At 36.2% G+C, this 19,906-nt stretch carries 19 protein-coding genes and 1 tRNA gene; 16 read left to right on the top strand and 4 right to left on the bottom strand.

All coding sequences use genetic code 11. The features are described 5' to 3' along the window. Window positions 1-123: 123 nt before the first annotated feature. Together COX77_00865 and COX77_00860 are read right to left on the bottom strand one after the other, a co-directional pair. Complete coding sequence (locus tag COX77_00865) at window positions 124-1,500, bottom strand: cysteine--tRNA ligase (GenBank protein PIZ99701.1); 1,377 nt, start codon at window positions 1,498-1,500, stop codon at window positions 124-126. A 111-nt stretch (window positions 1,501-1,611) separates the two neighbouring features. Beyond that, on the bottom strand, window positions 1,612-2,538 hold the full coding sequence (locus COX77_00860) for a hypothetical protein (protein PIZ99700.1): 927 nt from the start codon (window positions 2,536-2,538) through the stop codon (window positions 1,612-1,614). Between the two features lie 111 nt (window positions 2,539-2,649). Between COX77_00860 and COX77_00855 the strand changes: the two genes are divergently transcribed. From COX77_00855 to COX77_00790, 14 genes are all read left to right on the top strand, one after another. Continuing rightward, window positions 2,650-3,135 carry a hypothetical protein gene (locus COX77_00855; GenBank protein PIZ99699.1) on the top strand — a complete coding sequence of 162 codons (486 nt, stop codon included), beginning with the start codon at window positions 2,650-2,652 and terminating at the stop codon, window positions 3,133-3,135. Between the two features lie 2 nt (window positions 3,136-3,137). Further along, the gene (locus COX77_00850) at window positions 3,138-5,702 is read left to right on the top strand and encodes a hypothetical protein (GenBank protein ID PIZ99698.1); all 2,565 of its coding nucleotides are present in this window, start codon (window positions 3,138-3,140) and stop codon (window positions 5,700-5,702) included. A 171-nt stretch (window positions 5,703-5,873) separates the two neighbouring features. After that, a complete protein-coding gene (locus tag COX77_00845) occupies window positions 5,874-6,455 on the top strand; it encodes a hypothetical protein (GenBank protein PIZ99697.1) in 582 nt (193 codons plus the stop codon). A 99-nt stretch (window positions 6,456-6,554) separates the two neighbouring features. Further along, window positions 6,555-8,204, top strand: a complete 1,650-nt coding sequence (locus tag COX77_00840; protein PIZ99696.1) for a hypothetical protein — start codon at window positions 6,555-6,557, stop codon at window positions 8,202-8,204. A 117-nt stretch (window positions 8,205-8,321) separates the two neighbouring features. Next, window positions 8,322-8,395 (top strand) — tRNA-Gln (locus COX77_00835). A gap of 583 nt (window positions 8,396-8,978) precedes the next feature. Continuing rightward, window positions 8,979-9,326, top strand: coding sequence for a hypothetical protein (locus tag COX77_00830; GenBank protein ID PIZ99695.1), 348 nt, complete (start codon window positions 8,979-8,981; stop codon window positions 9,324-9,326). Between the two features lie 132 nt (window positions 9,327-9,458). Beyond that, complete coding sequence (locus COX77_00825) at window positions 9,459-9,653, top strand: hypothetical protein (protein ID PIZ99694.1); 195 nt, start codon at window positions 9,459-9,461, stop codon at window positions 9,651-9,653. A 249-nt stretch (window positions 9,654-9,902) separates the two neighbouring features. Next, the gene (locus COX77_00820) at window positions 9,903-10,442 is read left to right on the top strand and encodes a hypothetical protein (protein ID PIZ99693.1); all 540 of its coding nucleotides are present in this window, start codon (window positions 9,903-9,905) and stop codon (window positions 10,440-10,442) included. A 19-nt stretch (window positions 10,443-10,461) separates the two neighbouring features. Beyond that, window positions 10,462-11,631: a hypothetical protein gene (locus tag COX77_00815; GenBank protein PIZ99692.1), complete on the top strand. Its 1,170-nt coding sequence runs from the start codon at window positions 10,462-10,464 to the stop codon at window positions 11,629-11,631. 41 nt (window positions 11,632-11,672) lie between these two features. Continuing rightward, the gene (locus COX77_00810; protein ID PIZ99691.1) at window positions 11,673-12,671 is read left to right on the top strand and encodes a hypothetical protein; all 999 of its coding nucleotides are present in this window, start codon (window positions 11,673-11,675) and stop codon (window positions 12,669-12,671) included. Next, a complete protein-coding gene (locus COX77_00805; protein ID PIZ99690.1) occupies window positions 12,664-13,464 on the top strand; it encodes a hypothetical protein in 801 nt (266 codons plus the stop codon). The genes COX77_00810 and COX77_00805 overlap by 8 nt, the downstream gene beginning before the upstream one ends. 19 nt (window positions 13,465-13,483) lie before the next feature. Further along, window positions 13,484-14,608 (top strand): phosphoglycerate kinase, encoded by a 1,125-nt coding sequence (gene pgk / locus COX77_00800; GenBank protein ID PIZ99689.1) that lies wholly within the window; start codon window positions 13,484-13,486, stop codon window positions 14,606-14,608. 7 nt (window positions 14,609-14,615) lie between these two features. Further along, window positions 14,616-15,878: a phosphopyruvate hydratase gene (locus COX77_00795; protein PIZ99688.1), complete on the top strand. Its 1,263-nt coding sequence runs from the start codon at window positions 14,616-14,618 to the stop codon at window positions 15,876-15,878. Beyond that, complete coding sequence (locus COX77_00790) at window positions 15,871-17,457, top strand: 2,3-bisphosphoglycerate-independent phosphoglycerate mutase (protein ID PIZ99702.1); 1,587 nt, start codon at window positions 15,871-15,873, stop codon at window positions 17,455-17,457. Before COX77_00795 ends, COX77_00790 begins: the two co-directional genes overlap by 8 nt. Here COX77_00790 and COX77_00785 read toward each other — a convergent pair. Continuing rightward, window positions 17,454-17,924 (bottom strand): acid phosphatase, encoded by a 471-nt coding sequence (locus COX77_00785; GenBank protein PIZ99687.1) that lies wholly within the window; start codon window positions 17,922-17,924, stop codon window positions 17,454-17,456. The genes COX77_00790 and COX77_00785 overlap by 4 nt on opposite strands. Here COX77_00785 and COX77_00780 point away from each other — a divergent pair. Continuing rightward, on the top strand, window positions 17,899-18,708 hold the full coding sequence (locus tag COX77_00780) for a hypothetical protein (protein PIZ99686.1): 810 nt from the start codon (window positions 17,899-17,901) through the stop codon (window positions 18,706-18,708). The two genes, COX77_00785 and COX77_00780, sit on opposite strands and share 26 nt — an antisense overlap. A 2-nt stretch (window positions 18,709-18,710) precedes the next feature. Here the strand turns inward: COX77_00780 and COX77_00775 are convergent, their stop codons facing one another. Continuing rightward, complete coding sequence (locus tag COX77_00775; GenBank protein ID PIZ99685.1) at window positions 18,711-19,295, bottom strand: hypothetical protein; 585 nt, start codon at window positions 19,293-19,295, stop codon at window positions 18,711-18,713. A gap of 141 nt (window positions 19,296-19,436) precedes the next feature. On the opposite strand from COX77_00775, the gene COX77_00770 reads away from it, so the two are divergent. After that, a partial coding sequence (locus COX77_00770; protein PIZ99684.1) for a mannose-1-phosphate guanylyltransferase occupies window positions 19,437-19,906 on the top strand: 470 nt, incomplete at its 3' end.

The following is a 19,906-nucleotide window of genomic DNA, read 5'->3' as shown; positions in this document are numbered from 1 at the left end:
TCCGTATAGACAACATCAGCACCGTGTTCGCGACAGAGTAAACGAAAACTGGAATCAGTGATTCCAGCCATTGGCGCCAAAGCAATGATGGGTTTAGGAAGTTTATGCCAAAAGCTTTGCATATTATTGCTTTACGATATAATAACTATCAGCGCTATCGTTAATTAAATAACCCTGGATTTCTATTTGTTGACGCAATTGGTCAGCTTGGGTAAAGTTTTTATTCTGTTTCGTCTGCCAACGTTTTGTGGCCAATAATTTTATTTTTTGGGGAATTTTTAGTGGTTTAAGTTTTTTTAAATTCAGACCCAAGACTTGATCAAAATCGAGAATGGTTGTTTTTTTATCTGCATCAGTCAGTTTATCATTTTTTAAAATTTCCCAAACCAAAGCCATGGCTTGTGGTGAATTAAAATCATTATTGATCAGTTCGATAAATTTATTTTTATAATCTGGGAGAATTTTACCCTTACCGGTCAGGGTAGATATTCTTTGTTGTAGATTATGAAAGCCCGTTTGTGCGGCCAATAATGCCTCCTCGGTATAAACAATTGCTGTCGCATAATGGGTTTGTAATAAATAGTAGCGATAAGCTAGGGGATCAATGTTTTTATTTATCAGATCTTGTAAGCGGATAAAAGTACCAGACGATTTAGCCATCTTGCCACTTTTTAAATTGAGGTGATTGATGTGTAACCAATAGTGTGCCGGTATGACACCATAGGCCGCTTCTGATTGAGCGATTTCATTGGTATGATGTACGGGAATATGTTCAATGCCTCCACTGTGCAAATCAAATTGTTGACCCAGGTTAAGACTGGAGATCACTGAGCATTCTAAATGCCAACCAGGAAAACCGATACCCCAGGGCGAATCCCATTCCATATCACGATGAGAATTTGGTGGTGAAAATTTCCAAACAGCAAAGTCCGTAATATTTTTTTTGTCGGGATTTTGTTCAATTCTAGCGCCGGCTTTAAGTCCTTGAATATCTAGTTTGGCTAACAGGCCATAATGTTTTAATTTGCTAGTATCTAAATACAGACCATCATTAGTTTGATAGAGGTAGCCTTTTTGATCCAGAATTTTAACCACAGCTAATTGTTCTTTGATGCAGTCCGTGGCTCGTACGTATTTAGTCGGTGTGATGATATTTAATAAATCACAGTCGTCTTGGAAGGCTTTGATATAAAAGGCGGCAATGTCCCAAGCAGTTTTATTTTCTCGCAGTTTAGCTTTTTCTATTTTATCCTCACCATCATCAGCGTCAGAAGTTAAATGGCCGACATCAGTTAAATTAATGATATGTTTAACCTGGTAGTCATTATAGAGAAAAGTTCTTTTGACTAAGTCGTTCATCACATAAGCACGCAAATTGCCGATATGTGGATAGTTATAAACCGTCGGGCCGCAAGAATAAAAGGTTAGTTGATTTTCATTGAGCGGCTGAAAGATTTCCTTTTTTCTGGATAAAGTATTGTATAGTTGTATTGTGGGCATGTTAATATTTTAGCTAAATTTAACGAAAAATTCAAGTTAAATTAACTTGTTTAAGGTTTTAAAATCCCACGTGATAAATCAGTGGGATAATCAACATTCTCTTTAATTATTTTATAACCACTTTTTCCGTTTAAAAATCAATATGAGAGAAGTCATAATTAGTAGCATGGATAAGACAATAATGAAAAAACCGTTCGGATGATGCACGAGAGGGGTAAATACAGTGTTCATGCCAAAGAGTGAAGCAATGAGATTACCAGGAATAATAATTACTGACATAATAGTGAGTAATTTCATGATATCGTTTAGTCGAAAGGAAATTAATGATTCATTGGTATTATGTAGCGCCTCAATCGTTTCTTTTTGATTATTCAGAATATCCCAAATATCACTCGTCTGTTCCAAAATATTGGCATAGTACATTTCAATGCTATTGGGAATAAAGTATTTAGTTTTTTTAGCTATTAGCTTTTTGAGTACGGCGCCATGTGCTTGCATGGTTTTGCGAAAATTAACAATATTTTGACGGACAATTAAAATTTCTTTGACCATACTTCTTTCATAACCCTTAAAGATATTTTTTTCGATGGTCTCAATGTCAGTACTAATATGATCGAGCATGGGGTAACAATAATTTTGTAAGCGATTGAGTATTTCGTACAATAATTTAGTGGAGTTACCCATCATAAATTTTTCTCTGACGACATTGTTTAATTGACACTGTTCAAAAAAATTATTTATTGGTTTAAGTTCGTCTTTGTTAACTGTTATTAAATATTCTGGGCCGATAAAAAAATTAATTTCCGCGGAAATGATCTCACGTTCCTCCCGAACGTATAGGGGAAATGTTAAAAGCATAAATAGGTAGTTAGCGTATTCATCTAATTTTGGTCTTTGGGATGGCGAAATACAGTCTTCAATATCCAGAGGGTGGAAATTATATTTTTCTTTGAGATATTCAGCTTCCGCTGGACCAAAATGATTGAAATTAATCCAGGTTAAGCGTGGGGTATGAATAATTTGATATTCGTTGTTCATTGTAGTAAATTATAACATAATTATCCCAGATCATCTAATCATTCATTTATTGTTATAATAATTAATGGACTAACTCTTTCAATATACTGCTAAATTTTGTATAATTACACCATGGATAATAAAATAATTAACCCAGTTGAAAAGATCAGTAGGCCAGTACCGTTAAAGGAAAAAAACAAACTAACGTCAAAGGAAATCAAGACCGAGCAATCTTCCGTTCAACAGACTAAAGTTGAGCAGCCGGTAATTGACATTTCTAATGCGCCAACGATTACTGTTCCGTTAGCTCAGACAAAAGTTCCTGACGAACAATTACTGGAACAAATTGAGAATATTCTTGCGGAAGATCTTGGTGATTTTTATCAACACTTAGATCCCCAACAAAAAACACAGTTTCGTCAAAAGGGCGAAGAAACAGCCAAACAAATTAGTTCTGTTTTAAGTCGAACTAAAATTAAAATTAGCCAAGTAATCAAGTTAATTACTTCGTGGTTAAAATTAGTGCCGGGATTCAATAAATTTTTTATTGAGCAATCGGCGAAGATTAAGGCCGATAAGATTTTAGTAAGTTCCGGTCACGCTGATCACAAAGATTAATTATGTCAAACTATGATATTTATAACAATCCCTTAGCACCCAACCTCAACACCGCCGCTGTTGATTGGAGCTTTTTGGAATATCTTATTTTAGTATTAGGTATTTTATTATTTTTGTATATTTTGCTTTTAGTAGCTCGTATTTTTTTGCGAACTTGGCATTACTCATCTCCCGAATGGCGCAATTTAGTTTATAAAGTTAATATTCCGAAGATTAGAAAAAAAGACGGATCCAATATCCGCGTGGAAGAATTAAAAGAGGATATTGCAGTAGCGGAAAATATTTTTTCGGCGATTGGTGGTTTAAAGGCACAGCGCGGACTTTTGGCCTGGTTGTTTGGCCGCACCGATAATTTTTCTTTTGAAACAGTATCGCAGAATGGTTTGATCAGTTTTTATGTCGCTGTACCAGAAAAGAACAAAGAGTTTATTGAATATCAACTACATTCCGCTTATCCGCATTTAAGTTTAGAAGAGGTGCAGGATTATAATATTTTTAAACCGCAAAGCCAAGTCGCTGCAGCGACAATATGTTTAAAAAGAGAGTTTATTTTTCCGTTAAAGACCTATAAAACTTTAGATACTGATCCAGTAAGTATTATTACCAATACTTTGAGTAAGGTCAGCACTGAAGAAGGGGTCATGATTCAATTCGTTGTGCGTTCCGCCAAGGGTAATTGGCATTATAAATCAGGTAAAGTTGCTTCCGAGTTACAACAAGGCAAAAAATTAGGTGAAGCTTTGTCAGCTGTTGGCTTGGGCTCCAAGATTACCAAGGTCGTTAAGTTTGTCTCAATGTTTTTTAAGACTAATGACAAAAAGCCGGAGACACCGGTCGCGCCAAGACAACTATCACAAATGGAATTGGAAATGATCAAGGGCATTGATGAAAAAAACAGTAAAGCAGGACTTGAAGTTAATATTAGAATCGTTGTTTCTTCACCGACCATTTCCGAAGCTAGTAGTCGGTTAGCTGATTTAATTAATTGTTTTTCTCAGTATAGCATTTATCAATTTGGCAATAGTTTAAAAGCTATTGTTACTAATAGCCCTAAAAGGCTGGAAAAGGTTGTGAAGCAAGCCATCTACCGAGCATTTTATCATACCTATGCTTTAATTCTGAATACTGAAGAAATGGTTAGCTTGTGGCATATGCCACTACCTAATAATGAAACTCCGAATATTGATTGGTTAAAAGCACGCAAAGCTGCGCCACCTGTTAGCTTACCCCAAGAAGGCGTTATTTTGGGTTATAGTAATTATCGTGGCGTGAAAAAAGAAGTTCGTTTGAAAAAATCTGATCGGCGGCGTCATGTTTATATCATCGGTCAAACTGGTACTGGTAAATCTACGATCATGAAGAATATGATGATTCAAGATATGCAAAACAATGAAGGGTGTTGCATTATTGATCCTCATGGCGAGTTTGCTTTGGATATGTTGAAAAATGTGCCAAAAAGTCGTGTTGATGACGTTGTCTATTTTAATCCGGTTGATACAGAAAGACCGATGTCTTTAAATATGTTAGAGCACGATACCCCCGAACAAAAAACATTTGTGGTTAATGAACTACTTAGTATTTTTGATAAACTTTATGATTTGAAGGCAACGGGCGGTCCCATCTTTGAACAGTATATGCGCAATGCCTTACTTTTGATTATGGAAGATCCGGAATCGGGCATGACTATCATGGAGGTACCCAGAGTTTTGGCTGATGAGAAATTTAGACGATATAAGTTGAGCAAATGTCAAAATATTACCGTTAAAGAATTCTGGGAAAAAGAAGCTGAAAAAGCGGGTGGTGAGGCAGCTTTGGCCAACATGGTGCCTTATATTACTAGCAAATTAACCCCCTTCATTGCCAATGATATTATGCGACCAATTATTTCTCAGCAAAAGAGTAGTATTGATTTTAAGCAGATTATGAATGAGGGGAAGATTTTAATTGTTAATTTAAGTAAAGGCAAACTTGGTGATATTAATAGTAGTTTATTGGGCATGATTGTTGTCGGTAAATTACTTTTAACCACTCTATCACGTGTTGATATACCCGAAGAAAAACGAAAAGACTTTTATTTGTACATTGATGAATTTCAAAATTTTACTACGGATAGTATCGCTGTAATTTTATCCGAAGCAAGAAAGTATAAATTAAACTTAGCTGTCGCGCACCAATATTTAGGTCAGTTAGTAAAAAACAATAACACATCAATTAGGGATGCGGTATTTGGTAATGCGGGCACCATGGTTGCTTTTCGCATTGGCGTTGAGGATGCAGAAATATTTGCTAAACAGTTTGCACCAACTTTTGACGAATTTGATGTAGTTAATATTCCTTCCTTCACTGCTTACATTAAACTATTAATTGATAATGCTAATCCACCATCTTTTAACATCGCAGTAACGCGCGAACCAGCCGGTAGCATCACCATGCAAGAAGCGGTAATTGAGTTATCGCGTTTGAAGTATGGTCGCAATATAACGGAGATTGAAAAAGAGATTAATGACCGCAAAGCGCTGGTCGGTGCATCCAATTGGGAGGAAATGTTGAAGAAGGAAGTGCACTAATTGTTGATAAGCATCTGTTTAAAGTGTTTATAAAGAAAGCTAATTTGTCTAAAAAATTAGTTTTTTTGTTATTATTGCTCAGTTTGTGTCTTCTTTTTTTGTGAATAATCGGTTATAATAATAAAGTAAAGAAGAAATAGCTAAAATAAAAAGTAAAATAAAACAAAATTTATGGACGAGGAATCATTAAATGATGAGAATAAAAAGGAGATCGATCAGGGATTGGTTAATGGCATTCAATTAACTTTAGAAAAAATTGAAGAAGAAATTTCACGTGTTAAATTAGAGTTAGCCAAAAGCGGTTTGGTTAGTGGTGGCGGCATCAACTTACATGGACGACTGAAAGATTTAAAAACCGAAGAAGACGAAGAAGGTAAAACGATTGAAGGCGTTTTTGACGGTCAGCAAATGATTGGACCCGATGGCAAAAGATATTCGATCCCAGCTAACTATATTTCTAAATCGAAATTAGTTGAAGGTGATATTTTGAAGTTACGAATTTTAGGTGATGGAACATTTGTTTACAAGCAGATTGGACCAGTTGATCGTGAACGCAAAGTAGGTAAATTAGTTAAAGACGATGAAGAAAATTTTGGTGTCATGATCGGTAATCGTATCTTTCGGGTAATCCTAGCGGCGGTAACTTATTTTCATGGTGCTGAGGGTGATGAAGTTGTAATTCTGGTACCTAAAGATATTGATAGTAAATGGGCGGCTATCGAAAATATTATTAAAGCTAGTTCTAGTTTTTAAACGTTTGCTGGATATTTTGCCCTGACTTACGTCTTTATTAGTCAGGGCTTTTAATTTTCTCCCTTATTCGCTATAATGAGCTTGTTATTAATATAAATTATGTCAGCATCCACTACTTTGTATAACAAATATCGACCGCTAAAATTTTCCGATATTGTCGATCAAAATCATATAAAAATTACTTTACAGAATGAGCTAGTAACCAACAAGTTAGCTCATGCTTATTTGTTTACTGGACCACGAGGTGTTGGTAAGACCACGATTGCTCGTATTTTAGCTAAAGCGATCAATTGCTCGCAACGTCCAGCTGAACAATTTGAACCATGTAATGAATGTAGTAATTGTTTGGAAGTTAATCAAAATAAATTTTTAGACCTAGTAGAGATTGACGCTGCTTCACAAACCAAAGTTGAACAGACACGAGAGAATATTATTGCTGCTGCGCGGGTATCAGCAAGCGCCGGGCGAACTAAAATATTTATTATTGACGAGGTGCACATGCTTTCAGCATCTTCCTTTAATGCGCTACTCAAGACACTGGAAGAACCACCGGCGAAGGTTATTTTTATTTTGGCTACCACGGAAATACATAAAGTACCAGAAACAATTATTTCCCGGTGTCAGCGTTTTGACTTTCATCGCATTGGCGTCGACGACTTAGAACAGTGGTTAGCAATAGTATGCCAGCAAGAAAAAGTGGAATATGATCAAGCAGTACTAAAATTAATTGCCAAACAAGCCGAAGGTGGTGCTCGTGATGCTTTGAGTTTATTGGGTCAAGTGCTCTCTTTGAGCGAAAATAAGGTTAGTCTTGATCAGGCATCTTTGATCTTGCCCCGCTCTGATTTATCAGTGATCAGTGAATTGGTTGCTTATTTATGCAAACAGCAAGCAGCACCGGCTATTGAATTATTAAATAAAAGTATTGATGAAGGAATTGATCTGGTACAATTAGTCAAAGAAATGATTGATTATTTGCGCCAGGGTTTATTATTGAAATTAAATAGTAATCAGGATAAATTAAGATATGATTTGGATAAAGTTTATTTGAAAATTTTACGCGAGCAGGTTAATAAAACAGAATTAGCCAATATTTTATTGATGCTCGATACATTATTAGAAAAGTTTGGACAAATTAAGTTTTCCGTCATACCGCAATTACCGATTGAGTTAGCTTTTGTAATTATTTGTCAAAGTCATTTATCAGCAGCGCCGTTAGCTATTAGCAGTCCACTGACGCCGGAAAAAGTGCTACCAAGTAAAGAGGAAATAAAAAATGATTATTTACCCAGTGACCAGAATATAACTATCCATAAAACTACAACTAATACCACGGCAACCAGCATACCGAAACCAATGGATCAGGTAATACCTACGGAGGAAATTACCAAAAAAAAGATCAATATTAGTTGGCAGGACTTACCCGGTAAATGGCCAGAATTTTTAGCGGAATTAAAAAAATATAATCACTCTTTATCGGCAATAGCGCAAATTTGTCATCCTATTAAATTGGTTGATAATGAGCTAATAGTGGGTTTTCAATACTCTTTTCATCAGGAAGCAATGTCTAATATTCATAATCAAAATTTGATTGAAGTTGCATTAAAGAAAATATTTAACGAAGATATTATCTGGCGACCTATCGTTGATCAAGAATATGAACAAAGAGAGGCTTGGGCAGCAGAAATTAATAATTCGGTCAGTTCGGATAGCAGTGATAGTGTTGACGTAGCTGAAGCATTCAGTTAATATAGTATAGATTTATTCGGGAGTCGTCTAATGGCCCCGCCCTATTCATGGCGGGACTAAGTAATTGACGATTATAAATTTTAATATAGTTAGTTGTTTGATAGTAAGTTTATTCATTCGGGAGTCGTCTAATGGTAGGACTACAGATTCTGGATCTGTCAATTGGGGTTCGAATCCCTGCTCCCGAACCACGTCATCCCGCCTCTCGCGAGAAGCGGGATTCCTTTTAAAACATTCACTTTTCTTCATCAAAGTACCTTTGATTCAGACCAAGTGAATGTTTTTATTTAATCATTTATAACAGCGGGATTCCTCTTAAAAATACACTTAACCTCATTCAGCCTTTGGCTGGATTCGGCCCAAGTGTATTTTTATTTATGAATACTAATAGTTTGAAGTTTAATTTATCAAGACTAAATTTATCTCACAGTTGCGTGTATCGAGTCTAGCTCGATCCACTCCGCCGTTCAATAAATTATTCCTCTAAAATCTTCACTTTTCTTCTCCCGCCCGAGGCGGTATCAGACCAAGTGAAGATTTTCTGTTAATATATCGCATCGGGCGGTAGAATGATCAAGTGTGCTCAGATTAGAAGTTAGGACATTATATTTTATTAAGGATTCAAACGCGTCTATTAAATCATATTTTAAAATAACTAATGGTAGCTATTTTTTAGTACATATCATTGACAAAATATTAAATTTAGTATAAGATGATCAATTAAGATAAAGAATGGTTCTTTGTCAATTAATAACAAAAAGAAAGGAACTAGCCATGAAAAAATCAGTGGTTGGTAGTATGTCGGATTGGTCTGGCGTGCTAAAAGACGTTTATCGTCAGATTGATGATGGATCCTTAACATTGGGTCATTTCCGTGCCTTGGCTGAACACCGTAATCCCTTTGCTGTTGATACTATTCAGCAGGAATGGCAAGAATTCTACAGAAAATACTTTCGTATGAATGTAGATTTTTCAGAAGTTTTCATTCCCGATGACCCTGGTGGCTATGAAAGAATAATTTTCATTTCCCAGGGTTTAAATATTGCAAGTATTATCAAAGTCATGCGTAAGTATTTTACAGTATGTTTTTACAATGAAGATTTGGATATGACAGTCAAGTAAAACGTCCGCACCGTAGGCGAGGCTTATGCTTTTCGCTTCTGTGAGCGAGTAGAAGCAGATGCGGAATGGAAAGACATTTCAGCCGATCAGCTTGAAGTTCGAAGTATTAACGCTATTACTTTAAGGGAACGATTGATTTATGAGCTGAAATACTATGATGAAACTGGTGAGCATTTAGATATTAATAACTCGACTCTATGCGCTGGTTCGCGATACTCTAGTGACAAAGTGCCTTATGTTCGCTGGCGCGGCGGTGAATTACGGGTGGATTGGTGCGGTTCTGGAGCTGCTGCTCCTCACTTGCGCGCGCGTGTCGTAGCTCCTTAATTATTGTTTTTTCAGCCTTTGGCTAAAAGCCTTCCCCTTGCTTTCAAAGAAAGTAAGGGGATTTTGTTTTTATAATGAATAATTTGTATAATATGTTAGGGTTAATATAACTGATTCGGATTCTTGCAAGGGGTTGGGTAACGATTTGCCTTTAAATTAGAAACTGTATGTTTGTGTTTAATGTAGATTTGTTTAAAAACAATGCTTCGTAAATAATTCACTGTATTTAATATTATATCAATCAAGTTTATGAAAATATTATTAGTTAACGGATCGCATCGAGCAGGTAATACCGATTTGGTATTAGCTAGGGTTGTGGTTAAACTAGAATCTCTAAATATAGAATATCGGCAATTGATATTGCGTGATATTGAAATGAAATACCCTGATGGTTGCGAGGATTGTGCTAATTTATTACCTTGTCCTCATATTTTGGATCAATTTGCTTTGGAAATAGAGCCGACTTTACGAGACTATGATCTATATATCATTACGACACCAACTTACTGTGATGCAATAACGCCATTATTAAAAACCTTTTTTGATCGGATAGTATTTTGGTGTCACGAAGATCGAAATTATTGGTCTGGTAAAAAAATGGCGTTAATTGCTCACGGTATGGCCGATGAACATTCCTGGAGTAGTATTGAAAGTTGGTTGCAGGGAGTTTGTCGTTGGTCTGAGTGTCAGTATCAGGGCAGTTTACAATTTCACTCCGATAGCAAAGTTGGTCAAATTGATTTAACCGAAGAACAGATAGATCAATTTATCCAAAAAATAACTAATTAATACCAATAACCATTTTTCTATGATACAAAAAACAGGAATAATTACTATCCTATTTTTTTTATTACTTCCTAGTTTTGTAGTTGCGCAAACAGCGACCAAGGCCATTGACTATCGTGGACAGATTTTGTTACAGCAAGATAGTTATGGTCAAGCTTGGTATATTAAAGACAGTCAAAGATATTATTTACCCAACAGTTTAGAAATATTGGATACGGTAAAAAAAATTGCCACCACGATTAGTGTTAAAAATTGGTTAAATTATAAAAAATACGCCGGTCAATTTACAAAAGTTGGCCAGGATTATTACTTTGTTAGTTTAGCCAAAAAGAAATTTGCTGTTAAGACAGCTAAGGACGTTAATACCTTATTAGTAACTAATGGTAAACCAGTAAAGACGGCGATAATTAATCGCTATTCTATGAACAATTGGCAACTGTATCCCGATACTGTTTTTAGCGGTGTGGCTTATGCCAGTTTAGAAAATAACAAAGTACTAAAAAAAAGTAATGCTGATTTGGTTTTGCCCTTAGCTTCATTAACTAAATTGATGACGGCTTTAGTTTTGTTAGATACTAAACCAGACTGGTCAGAGCCAGTAGTAGTTCAACAAGAGGATTTGGACTATCCCAAATCGCAAATTGGTGAGGATACAAGTAGTGAAGTTGATTTGCGAGTTGGTGATCAGATCAAAAAAGAGGATTTGTGGGTGGCCATGTTAGTCGCGTCTTCCAATCAAGCCGCAGCTATTTTGGTACGGACGAGTGGTTTAACCAAAAAAGATTTTGTTCGGCAGATGAATGCTAAAGCTGAGCAATTAGAATTAGTAAAAACAAAATTTTCAGAATTTGCTGGTTTAGATGTTCGGAATGTTAGTACTGCCAGAGAAATGGCTGTCATTGCTCAAGTAGCATTTGAGCGGTCAACTATAGCCAATACCAGCGTGATTAAAAATTATAATATCAGGACTATTAACAAAAATAGAATAATCAAGGTAATTAATCGCAATTACAGCTTACTTCAATTTGAACCAGTAGGAGCTAAGACGGGTTTCTTGGTGGAAGCACAACGTAATGTGAGTATTAAGAAAAAAGAGCGGATCATAGTTGTTTTGCATGCTCGCAGTATGGGGGAAAGAAACAGTATCATTCAGCAACTTCAGCCGGCTCGGCAGTATAGTATTGCTAAGTAGTGAATTTACAAATCACCACTTTTTTATTATAATTGGCCCATATGCAGAATCAGGAAGTGCTTAAATTATTTAAATATCTACTTAAAAAATATAAGATATTTGGACCAGTAAAGGAAAGTGATGGAGTTATTAATATTAAGCAATTAAAAGTAGCTACGGAAGCTGATTATTCAGGAAAAATACCCATTGAATCATACAAAAGATTTTTTTTGTCAGAACAGGAAAGTCTTTTTTATTTTCGGAATGGTAGGTGGCAACTAAGTTCACAATTGACTGATAAAGTTGCCTTATGGTGTCTGAATATTTTAGATTTGCAAGCTGTCGGGTTAACAGACTTGATATTTACTGACGATATTTACTATCAGAAAAGAAGAAAGAATAGTTTGCTAATAGGCTATTCCGTCGGTGCACCGGCTGCTGAACTGGATTACGAGCAGTTTCATATGGAAAAGATTGATAATATTTTAGAGCATATACCTTTTGATATTTTTTTAGAAAAGGATAACATTGATCAATTTAAAATTTATACTGGTTCAGCCTTAGGTCAAAGAATTGTTCGAGCGGCTGGTATTTTGTTCAGTGAAAGGATTAAATTTGCGGGGATGGTTAAAGAAAAAGGACCAGATCAAATCATGTTAAAGAACCAAAAAATAATTGAGCAGTCATTGGATGATCCAATTTGGTTAGAACTTGGGAAGACTTGTACTGCCTGCGGTAAGTGTACAGCAGTTTGTCCCACTTGTTTTTGTTTTGAACTTAAAGATCAGTCAGAAAATAGTAAGGTAATTAGAACCAGATGCTCTAGTGATTGTTTTCAAAAAGATTTTGCTCGGGTAGCAGGGGATCATAATTTTTTAGCAACCAGTAGCGAAAAAATACGTTTTTGGTATGAACATAAATTTAGTCGTATTCCCGAGCGATACCAGATGCCAGGTTGTGTTAGTTGCCTGCGTTGTCATCAAGTATGTCCAGTAGATATAAACATTATTCAGATTTGGCAAAGGTTAAAAGCTAATTATCAAAATAATCACCATGATTAAGTATCACGTACAATCAGCTACTGTTATTAAAAATGAGCAGTTAAGTACTGATACTTTTTTATTAACCTTGCGATCTGGTTCTTGGATGTTCGGTCAAAAACTTATATTTCAGCCGGGGCAATTTGTTTTATTGGGTTTACCAGGAAGCAATGAAGCGGCTTTTAGTATTTGTTCTAGCAGTCAAGCAGGAAAAAAATGGCAAGTTGCTATTCGGCGAGTGGGTAACTTAACTGACAAATTAGTTCAATTACGCAGCGGTGAAAAAGTTTACTGGCGCGGACCATTTGGGCACGGTTGGCCGATGGATCAATTAAAAGGTCAAAATTTACTACTAATCGGCGGTGGCTGTGGTTTTATACCGTTACGTGGAATCTTGCAAGAAACGAAAATAATCCATTATCCCGGCCAGATTAAAATATTTTATGGTTGTCGTAATAAGGATAATTCTTTATTTAAAGACGAATATCCTAAATGGCAAAATAAGCAAAAAAGTTTTCATCTGATTACTGAGCAAGAAGCACCCCAAGGCTTGGTTACTGATTTACTAATCAAAGAACACTTCCAACACGATGCCTTAGCTTGGATTGTTGGTCCACCAATAATGATTCGGGAAACGGTTAAATTATTAGTTGCTCGTGGTTTAACGTTCAGTAATATTTTCTTTTCTCTGGAAAGGAGAATGTGTTGTGGCGTGGGTCTTTGTCAGCACTGCGCAATTAATAAAGTGTACGTATGTCAGGACGGTCCAGTATTTAGTGGTTTGGATTGGCAAACTAATCCACATTTAATATAAATAACTAATAATTAAATTGATGGCTATTAAAAGTATTGAAAAATTGAAAAATATCCGTAATAAAACAGTTTTTGTTACTATTGATTTTAATGTTCCCCTTTATCGGGGAAAGATTCTAGATGATTTTAAGATTATCAAATCCTTGCCAACGATCAATTATTTATTAAAAGCCGGTGCCAGAATTGTTTTAATTTCGCATCTGGGTAATCCGACAAAACCAACCAAAGAATTATCACTATTACCAGTGGCTAGATTATTAGCTAAGTTATTAGGAAAACCAGTTAAGCTAATAAAAACAATTTCAGATTATAACAATCAAAGCGATAAGATCGTGCTATTGGAAAATATCCGCTTTGATTCACGAGAGAAAAAAGGTAGTCGGGAGTTTGCTAAAGAATTAGCCAGTCAGGCAGACTATTTAGTGTTTGAGGCTTTTGCTTCTGGTCATCGTCACGATACCTCAATTTATTTATTACCCGATTATTTACCCACCTACGGTGGATTTCAATTTTTTGCAGAAATAAAGAATTTAAATTTGTTATTGAATCATCCTAAGAAATTAGTAGCGGTCATTGGTGGTGCCAAAGTTTCTACTAAATTGGCCTTATTAAAAAAAATTATTTATAAAGCTGATTATGTTTTATTGGGTGGGGGATTAGCTAATACCTATTTAGCTGCCCTGGGTCAGAAAATTGGCCAATCAATTACTGAGCCCAAAATGTATGCAGTTTGCCGAAAGATTAATAAGGCGAAACTAATTTTGCCAATTGATTTATTAGTGCAACGTCACGGAGAATATATTTTGGTTAATAATAATCAAGTTGGTGATCATGATAAAATTGTTGACTTAGGTCCAGCGACGATTGATTATTATAGTAAGATATTGCAGCAGGCAAAATTGATTGTCTGGAACGGACCACTAGGGCTCATCGAAGAGAAGCCAAGCGCGAGAGCGACTAAGGAATTAGCTTTACGGATCGCTAGTTGTTCAGCTAAACAGATAGTAGGTGGCGGCGAAACAGTCCAAGTGATCAGAGAACTGAATTTGGAGAAATATTTTTATTTTGTTTCCACTGGTGGTGGAGCTATGCTAAAATACTTAGAGCAAGGAAGTTTACCTATCATTAATAAGTTAAATAGATAATTATTTTATGTTTACTAAAAAAATTACGCAGATAAAAGCTCGGCAAATTCTTGATTCCCGTGGCTGGCCAACACTAGAAGTGTGTGTTTGGGACAGTAGTGGTGAGAGCGCTTGTGCCCAAGTTCCATCGGGCGCTTCTACTGGCACACACGAAGCACTGGAATTACGAGATAATGAGCATTCTTATTGTGGTAAGGGTGTTAATCGAGCAATTGCTCAAGTGGAGGTACTTGGGCAAGAGATAGTTGGTTTGGCAGTTTTAGAGCTGAAGGAGATTGATCAAATATTAATCGATGCTTATCAGCAGAAAAAAGCAGCCGCCAATGCCACCCTCGGTATTTCTTTAGCAGTAGCTCGTTTGGCAGCCCGTCTTTCTCATCAAGAGTTGTTTGTTTGGTTGAATGATTATTATGGATTTCCTAAAGTTGAGCACTTACCAAAACCGTTAGTTAATGTCATTAATGCCGGACAACATGCCGACGCTAAATTGGTTTGGCAAGAATTTTGGTTAATTCCCTTGAGTGAATCATTTAGTAATAATCAACAAATGGTAGTGGAGATATATCAACAGTTGAAAAAAGATTTAAAGCAAGTTGGTTACAATACTAACGTTGGTGATGAAGGTGGTTTCGCACCAGCCATTACTGATGTTGAGGAGGTTTGGTCATTACTCATTGCCGCTATTAATAATTCCGGATATCAGTTACATCGCGACGTGGAATTGGGTTTAGACGCTGGATCTTCAACTTTTTTTACTGAGTCAAGCAATCAATATGGTGTTAATACAACAGAGAAATTAACAGCTCAACAAATGATTGAGCTTTATGGCCAATGGTTGCAGAAATATAAATTAGCAGCTATTGAAGATGGCCTAGCTGAAGATGACTGGAGTGGTTGGCAGCAAATGACTAAACAATTATTAGCAAAGGATAAAAATTTGTTATTAATCGGTGATGATCTATTCACTACTAATACTGATCGTTTACAATTGGGCATTGAGCGTCAGGCTGCCAATGCTATTTTGGTAAAACCCAATCAAATCGGCACCGTCTCGCAAACTATCGCGGTTATTAAATTAGCTCAACAAAATAACTATCAAATTGTCATTTCACATCGTAGTGGCGAAACAACGGATGATTTTATTAGTGATTTGGCCGTTGCTGTTCAAGCTCAATATATTAAATTAGGAGCTCCTTGTCGCGGTGAAAGAGTAGCGAAATATAATCGTTTAACAAAGATTGAAGAATATTTATTATCACAAAATGTTTGATTCTAGACCAAAACCCGTTGTTTTAATTATTTTAGACGGTTGGGGCGTTGCAGCACCAAGCGCTACTAACGCGATTACTGTAGCTCAGACACCCAATATGGATAGCTATGTTGCACAGTATCCAGTGGTGAATCTAGCGGCTAGTGGTTTGGCCGTTGGTTTACCAGAGGGTATTATCGGTAGTTCTGAGGTTGGTCATTTGACCATGGGCAGTGGACAAGTTTTACTACAAAACTTACCGTTAATCAATCAGTCTATTATTGACAAGAGTTTTTTTGCTAATGAGCAATTATTAGCAGCTGTAAATTGGGCGAAAAAAAATAAAAGCCAATTGCATTTAATGGGACTAATATCAGATGCTGGCGTTCATAGTAATCTTGCTCATTTGTTTGCTTTGTTGGAATTAGCTAAACAAAATAATTTGACACAAGTATTTATTCACGCGTTTTTAGATGGCCGTGACACACCCTATAATAGTGGCGTGGAGTACGTACAACAAGTACAAGATAAAATTAACCAACTAGGTTGTGGGCAAATTGCTTCTATTTGTGGTCGTTATTATGCCATGGATCGCGATAATCATTGGGAAAGGACTGGTCAGGCTTATCAGGCATTGACCAGGGGACAAGCCAAATACTTTGAGCACGATCCCGTAGTGGCGGTACAAAACTCATATCAACGAGGAGTTTATGATGAAGAGTGTGACCCGATCGTTATTAACCGACCCGATGGTCAGCCAGTGGCTTTAGTTCAAGAACATGATGCTATCATTTTTTTCAATTTTCGTCCTGATCGTGGTCGGCAACTAACGAAAGCTTTTACGTTGCCAACTTTTTCGGAACTGCTAGAGCGAAAATATATTCCTGACTTATACTTTGTGACGATGACAGAATATGAGAATGATTTACCTGTAGAGATTGCTTTTAGTCATCATCAAGAAATTGTGTCTTTAGCCAGCTTAATTGCCCAAGCAGGTTGGCGTCAGTTGCATGTAGCAGAAACCGAGAAGTATGTTCATGTCACGTACTTTTTTAATGGTCGAGTAGAAAAAGAAGTAGTTGGTGAAGATCGGATTTTAATTTCCTCACCTCGCGTTGCCAGTTATGATATGGTACCGAGAATGAGTGCTGATGAAATAGGCAAAAAAGTTAAAATAGCGATCAAAAAAGAACAGTATGATTTTATTGTTGTTAATTTTGCTAACGCTGATATGGTTGGTCATACGGGAAAATTTTCCGCCATCGTTGAAGCTATTGCTTGTTTGGATGAAGTTGTTGGTTCGCTGGTTGAAGAAATTTTAAAATTGGATGGTCTGACTATTATTACCGCTGATCATGGTAATGCCGAACAAACTTATGATTTGGCACGACAACAGATTAGCAAAGAGCACTCTTTGAACTTAGTACCGTGTTATATTATTAGTAACGAGTTAAAAGGCAAAACTATTTATCAGGGTTTAAAAAAAGATAATTTACACACCTTTGAGCAACGAGGAAAATTGTCCGATATCGCACCAACCATTCTCAAGGTTATGGGTTTAAAAAAGCCGGAGCAAATGTCCGGCCAGAGTTTAATTTAAAATGTAATCAGATAGAGGAGGATGGGTGTTAAGACAACCCCGAGCACAAAACCAGCTAGTACTTCTAGCGGGGTATGGCCAACACGCTCAGTGAGTAGAGGATATTGAAATTCTTTTTGATCGGGTAATTCCTTAATTAAACGATTGATTATTTTTCCTTGATAGCCTATTTGATAACGAGTATGTACGGCATCCCAAGCAACGACAATGGTCAAGGCGGCAGCTAAGGCAAAAAGTGGGTTATTAAAGCCATTAACTAAGGCGATGAGAGTTGTGATCGAGGAAAGCATGGCGATGTGACTGGAAGGCATCCCGCCATTACTTAATAAATGATTCCAAGAAAACTGTCCGCGATAACTTTCTATAATTAATTTTAGGATTTGAGCTACAATTAGTAGGCTGAGGGGAATTAAATAATACATTGGAGTAAAAATAATAATTATGTTTCTTGATCTATTATATCTCATTATTAGTAGTTTGATCCAGAGTGCCACCGAATTTTTACCGGTCTCCAGCTCTGGTCATTTGTTTTTTTGGCACTTGTTATTTGTTTCCCGCCCCGATGATTTTTATTGGGATGCAATGATGCACGCTGGTTCCTTGATAGCTATTGTTATTTATTTTCGTCACGATCTGAAAAAAATGTTAATACAAGTTATTAGGAAGAAAAGTATGTTTAATTCCCCAACGCGAATACTTGTCAGCAAATTGATAGTAGCAACGATACCAGCAGCGGCAACTGGTTATCTGGCTGAGGATTGGATTAAAAATTATTTACGTTCGGTATGGTTGGTAGTAGCCATGTTGATTATTATCAGTTTGTTATTTTTTTTCATAGAAAAAAAAAGTCAACAGCGAAATGTTGTTGAGCAATTATCTTGGCGACAGTCGATATTAATTGGTTTGGCGCAGTGCTTCGCTTTTATTCCCGGTACTTCACGTAGTGGCGTGACTATTATTGCGGGCATGTCTTGTCAGTTAACCCGTAAGGAAGCTGCCCGTTATTCGTTTTTATTAGCGATACCAATTTTAACTGGCGCGGCAGTTAAGGGGATATTAACAATCGCGAGCCAAGGAATAGAGATGAGAACTTTAATAATGTTGATGATTGGACTGTTCATTACTTTTTGTTTTTCTTTTTTGTTTATTAAATTTTTGTTGAACTATTTGAGTAAATCTTCTTTGGTTGTATTTGCCTGGTACCGCTTGAGTTTAGCAGCATTAATGATTTTAACATTAATACTTTATTGATTTTATACAGTAGCTGTGGTGTTGTGGTAAGGAAAATTGTTATAGCCGGAAAATGATTCGGAGATAATTAATTTTTTCGGAGTACCAAATATTTGTACAATAATTAATTGTTCCCGACCGTTTAAGTTACCCATAATCACGGCGACACCTATTTCTCGATATTTAGCATTAAGAATATTTTCTCGGTGAGTAGCTGAATCCATCCAGGCTTTCATCATGTCACGATTCGTTTGATAATCAGCAGCTAAATTTTCACCGATAATTTGATAATCATAATCAACTTCATCAATCCAACGAGTAAATTGTCTGCCCGCTGGTGAGGTGTGAGAAAAATAATTATTATTATTCAAGTCCTGCGCTTTGTGCCGAGCAGCTTGGGCTAACTTATCATTCCAGGTTAAAGGTGGCAGCTCTTTGACTTCCCGTACTTTGTTAGTAAGAGCGGCTATGGCTAATGGTTCTGGTTGTTGATCAAGCAGATCAGTACTTTTACTATAGAGCGGAGATATTAAAAAAAGTAAACTAAAACAGCTTACAGAAAATATAGCAAAAAATGCTATTAGATTGGCCCTCGTCAATTGTTTCATTTTACGAAATTAGTCGAAAAAACTTTATTATACTTATATAATATCACATTTAACGGAAAAAGTCAATAGATTTTATTATTTTTTTACTAATTGTTGATAATGTATTTTATTACTGCTTTATGATAAAATATTGCTATTATGATGAAAGCAGTAATTTTGGCCGGTGGTACTGGTACACGATTGTGGCCAATATCGCGGCGACAACAACCAAAACAAAATCAATCTTTATTAGGTAAGCATACATTATTACAAGATACTTATCGTCGTCTCAGAAAAAAGATTGGACGACAAAATATTTTTGTTGTGACCACTGTTAATTATCAGCAGAGTGTCCGGCAACAACTACCGTTATTATTGAAAGAAAATTTGATTATTGAGCCTTGTAAAAAAGATACAGCTGCAGCAATTGGTTTGGCAGCAACTTTTCTTTATCGTCAAGATCCTCATAGTATTATGGTCACGGTTAATACTGATCACTATATCAAAGAAGAAAATTTATATTTTTCATATTTAAGAAAAGGCGAATTATTAGTTCGCCGACATCCAGATAATTTTATTTTATTAGCTATTAAACCCACGTACCCAGAAACTGGATATGGTTATATTAAAAT

This window comes from Candidatus Komeilibacteria bacterium CG_4_10_14_0_2_um_filter_37_10 (assembly GCA_002793075.1).
In the GTDB taxonomy this organism is placed as follows: Bacteria; Patescibacteriota; Patescibacteriia; order UBA1558; family UBA1558; genus UM-FILTER-37-10.
The sequence above is the reverse complement of the archived record's forward strand: the minus strand, read 5'-3'. Positions and strand labels throughout refer to the sequence as shown.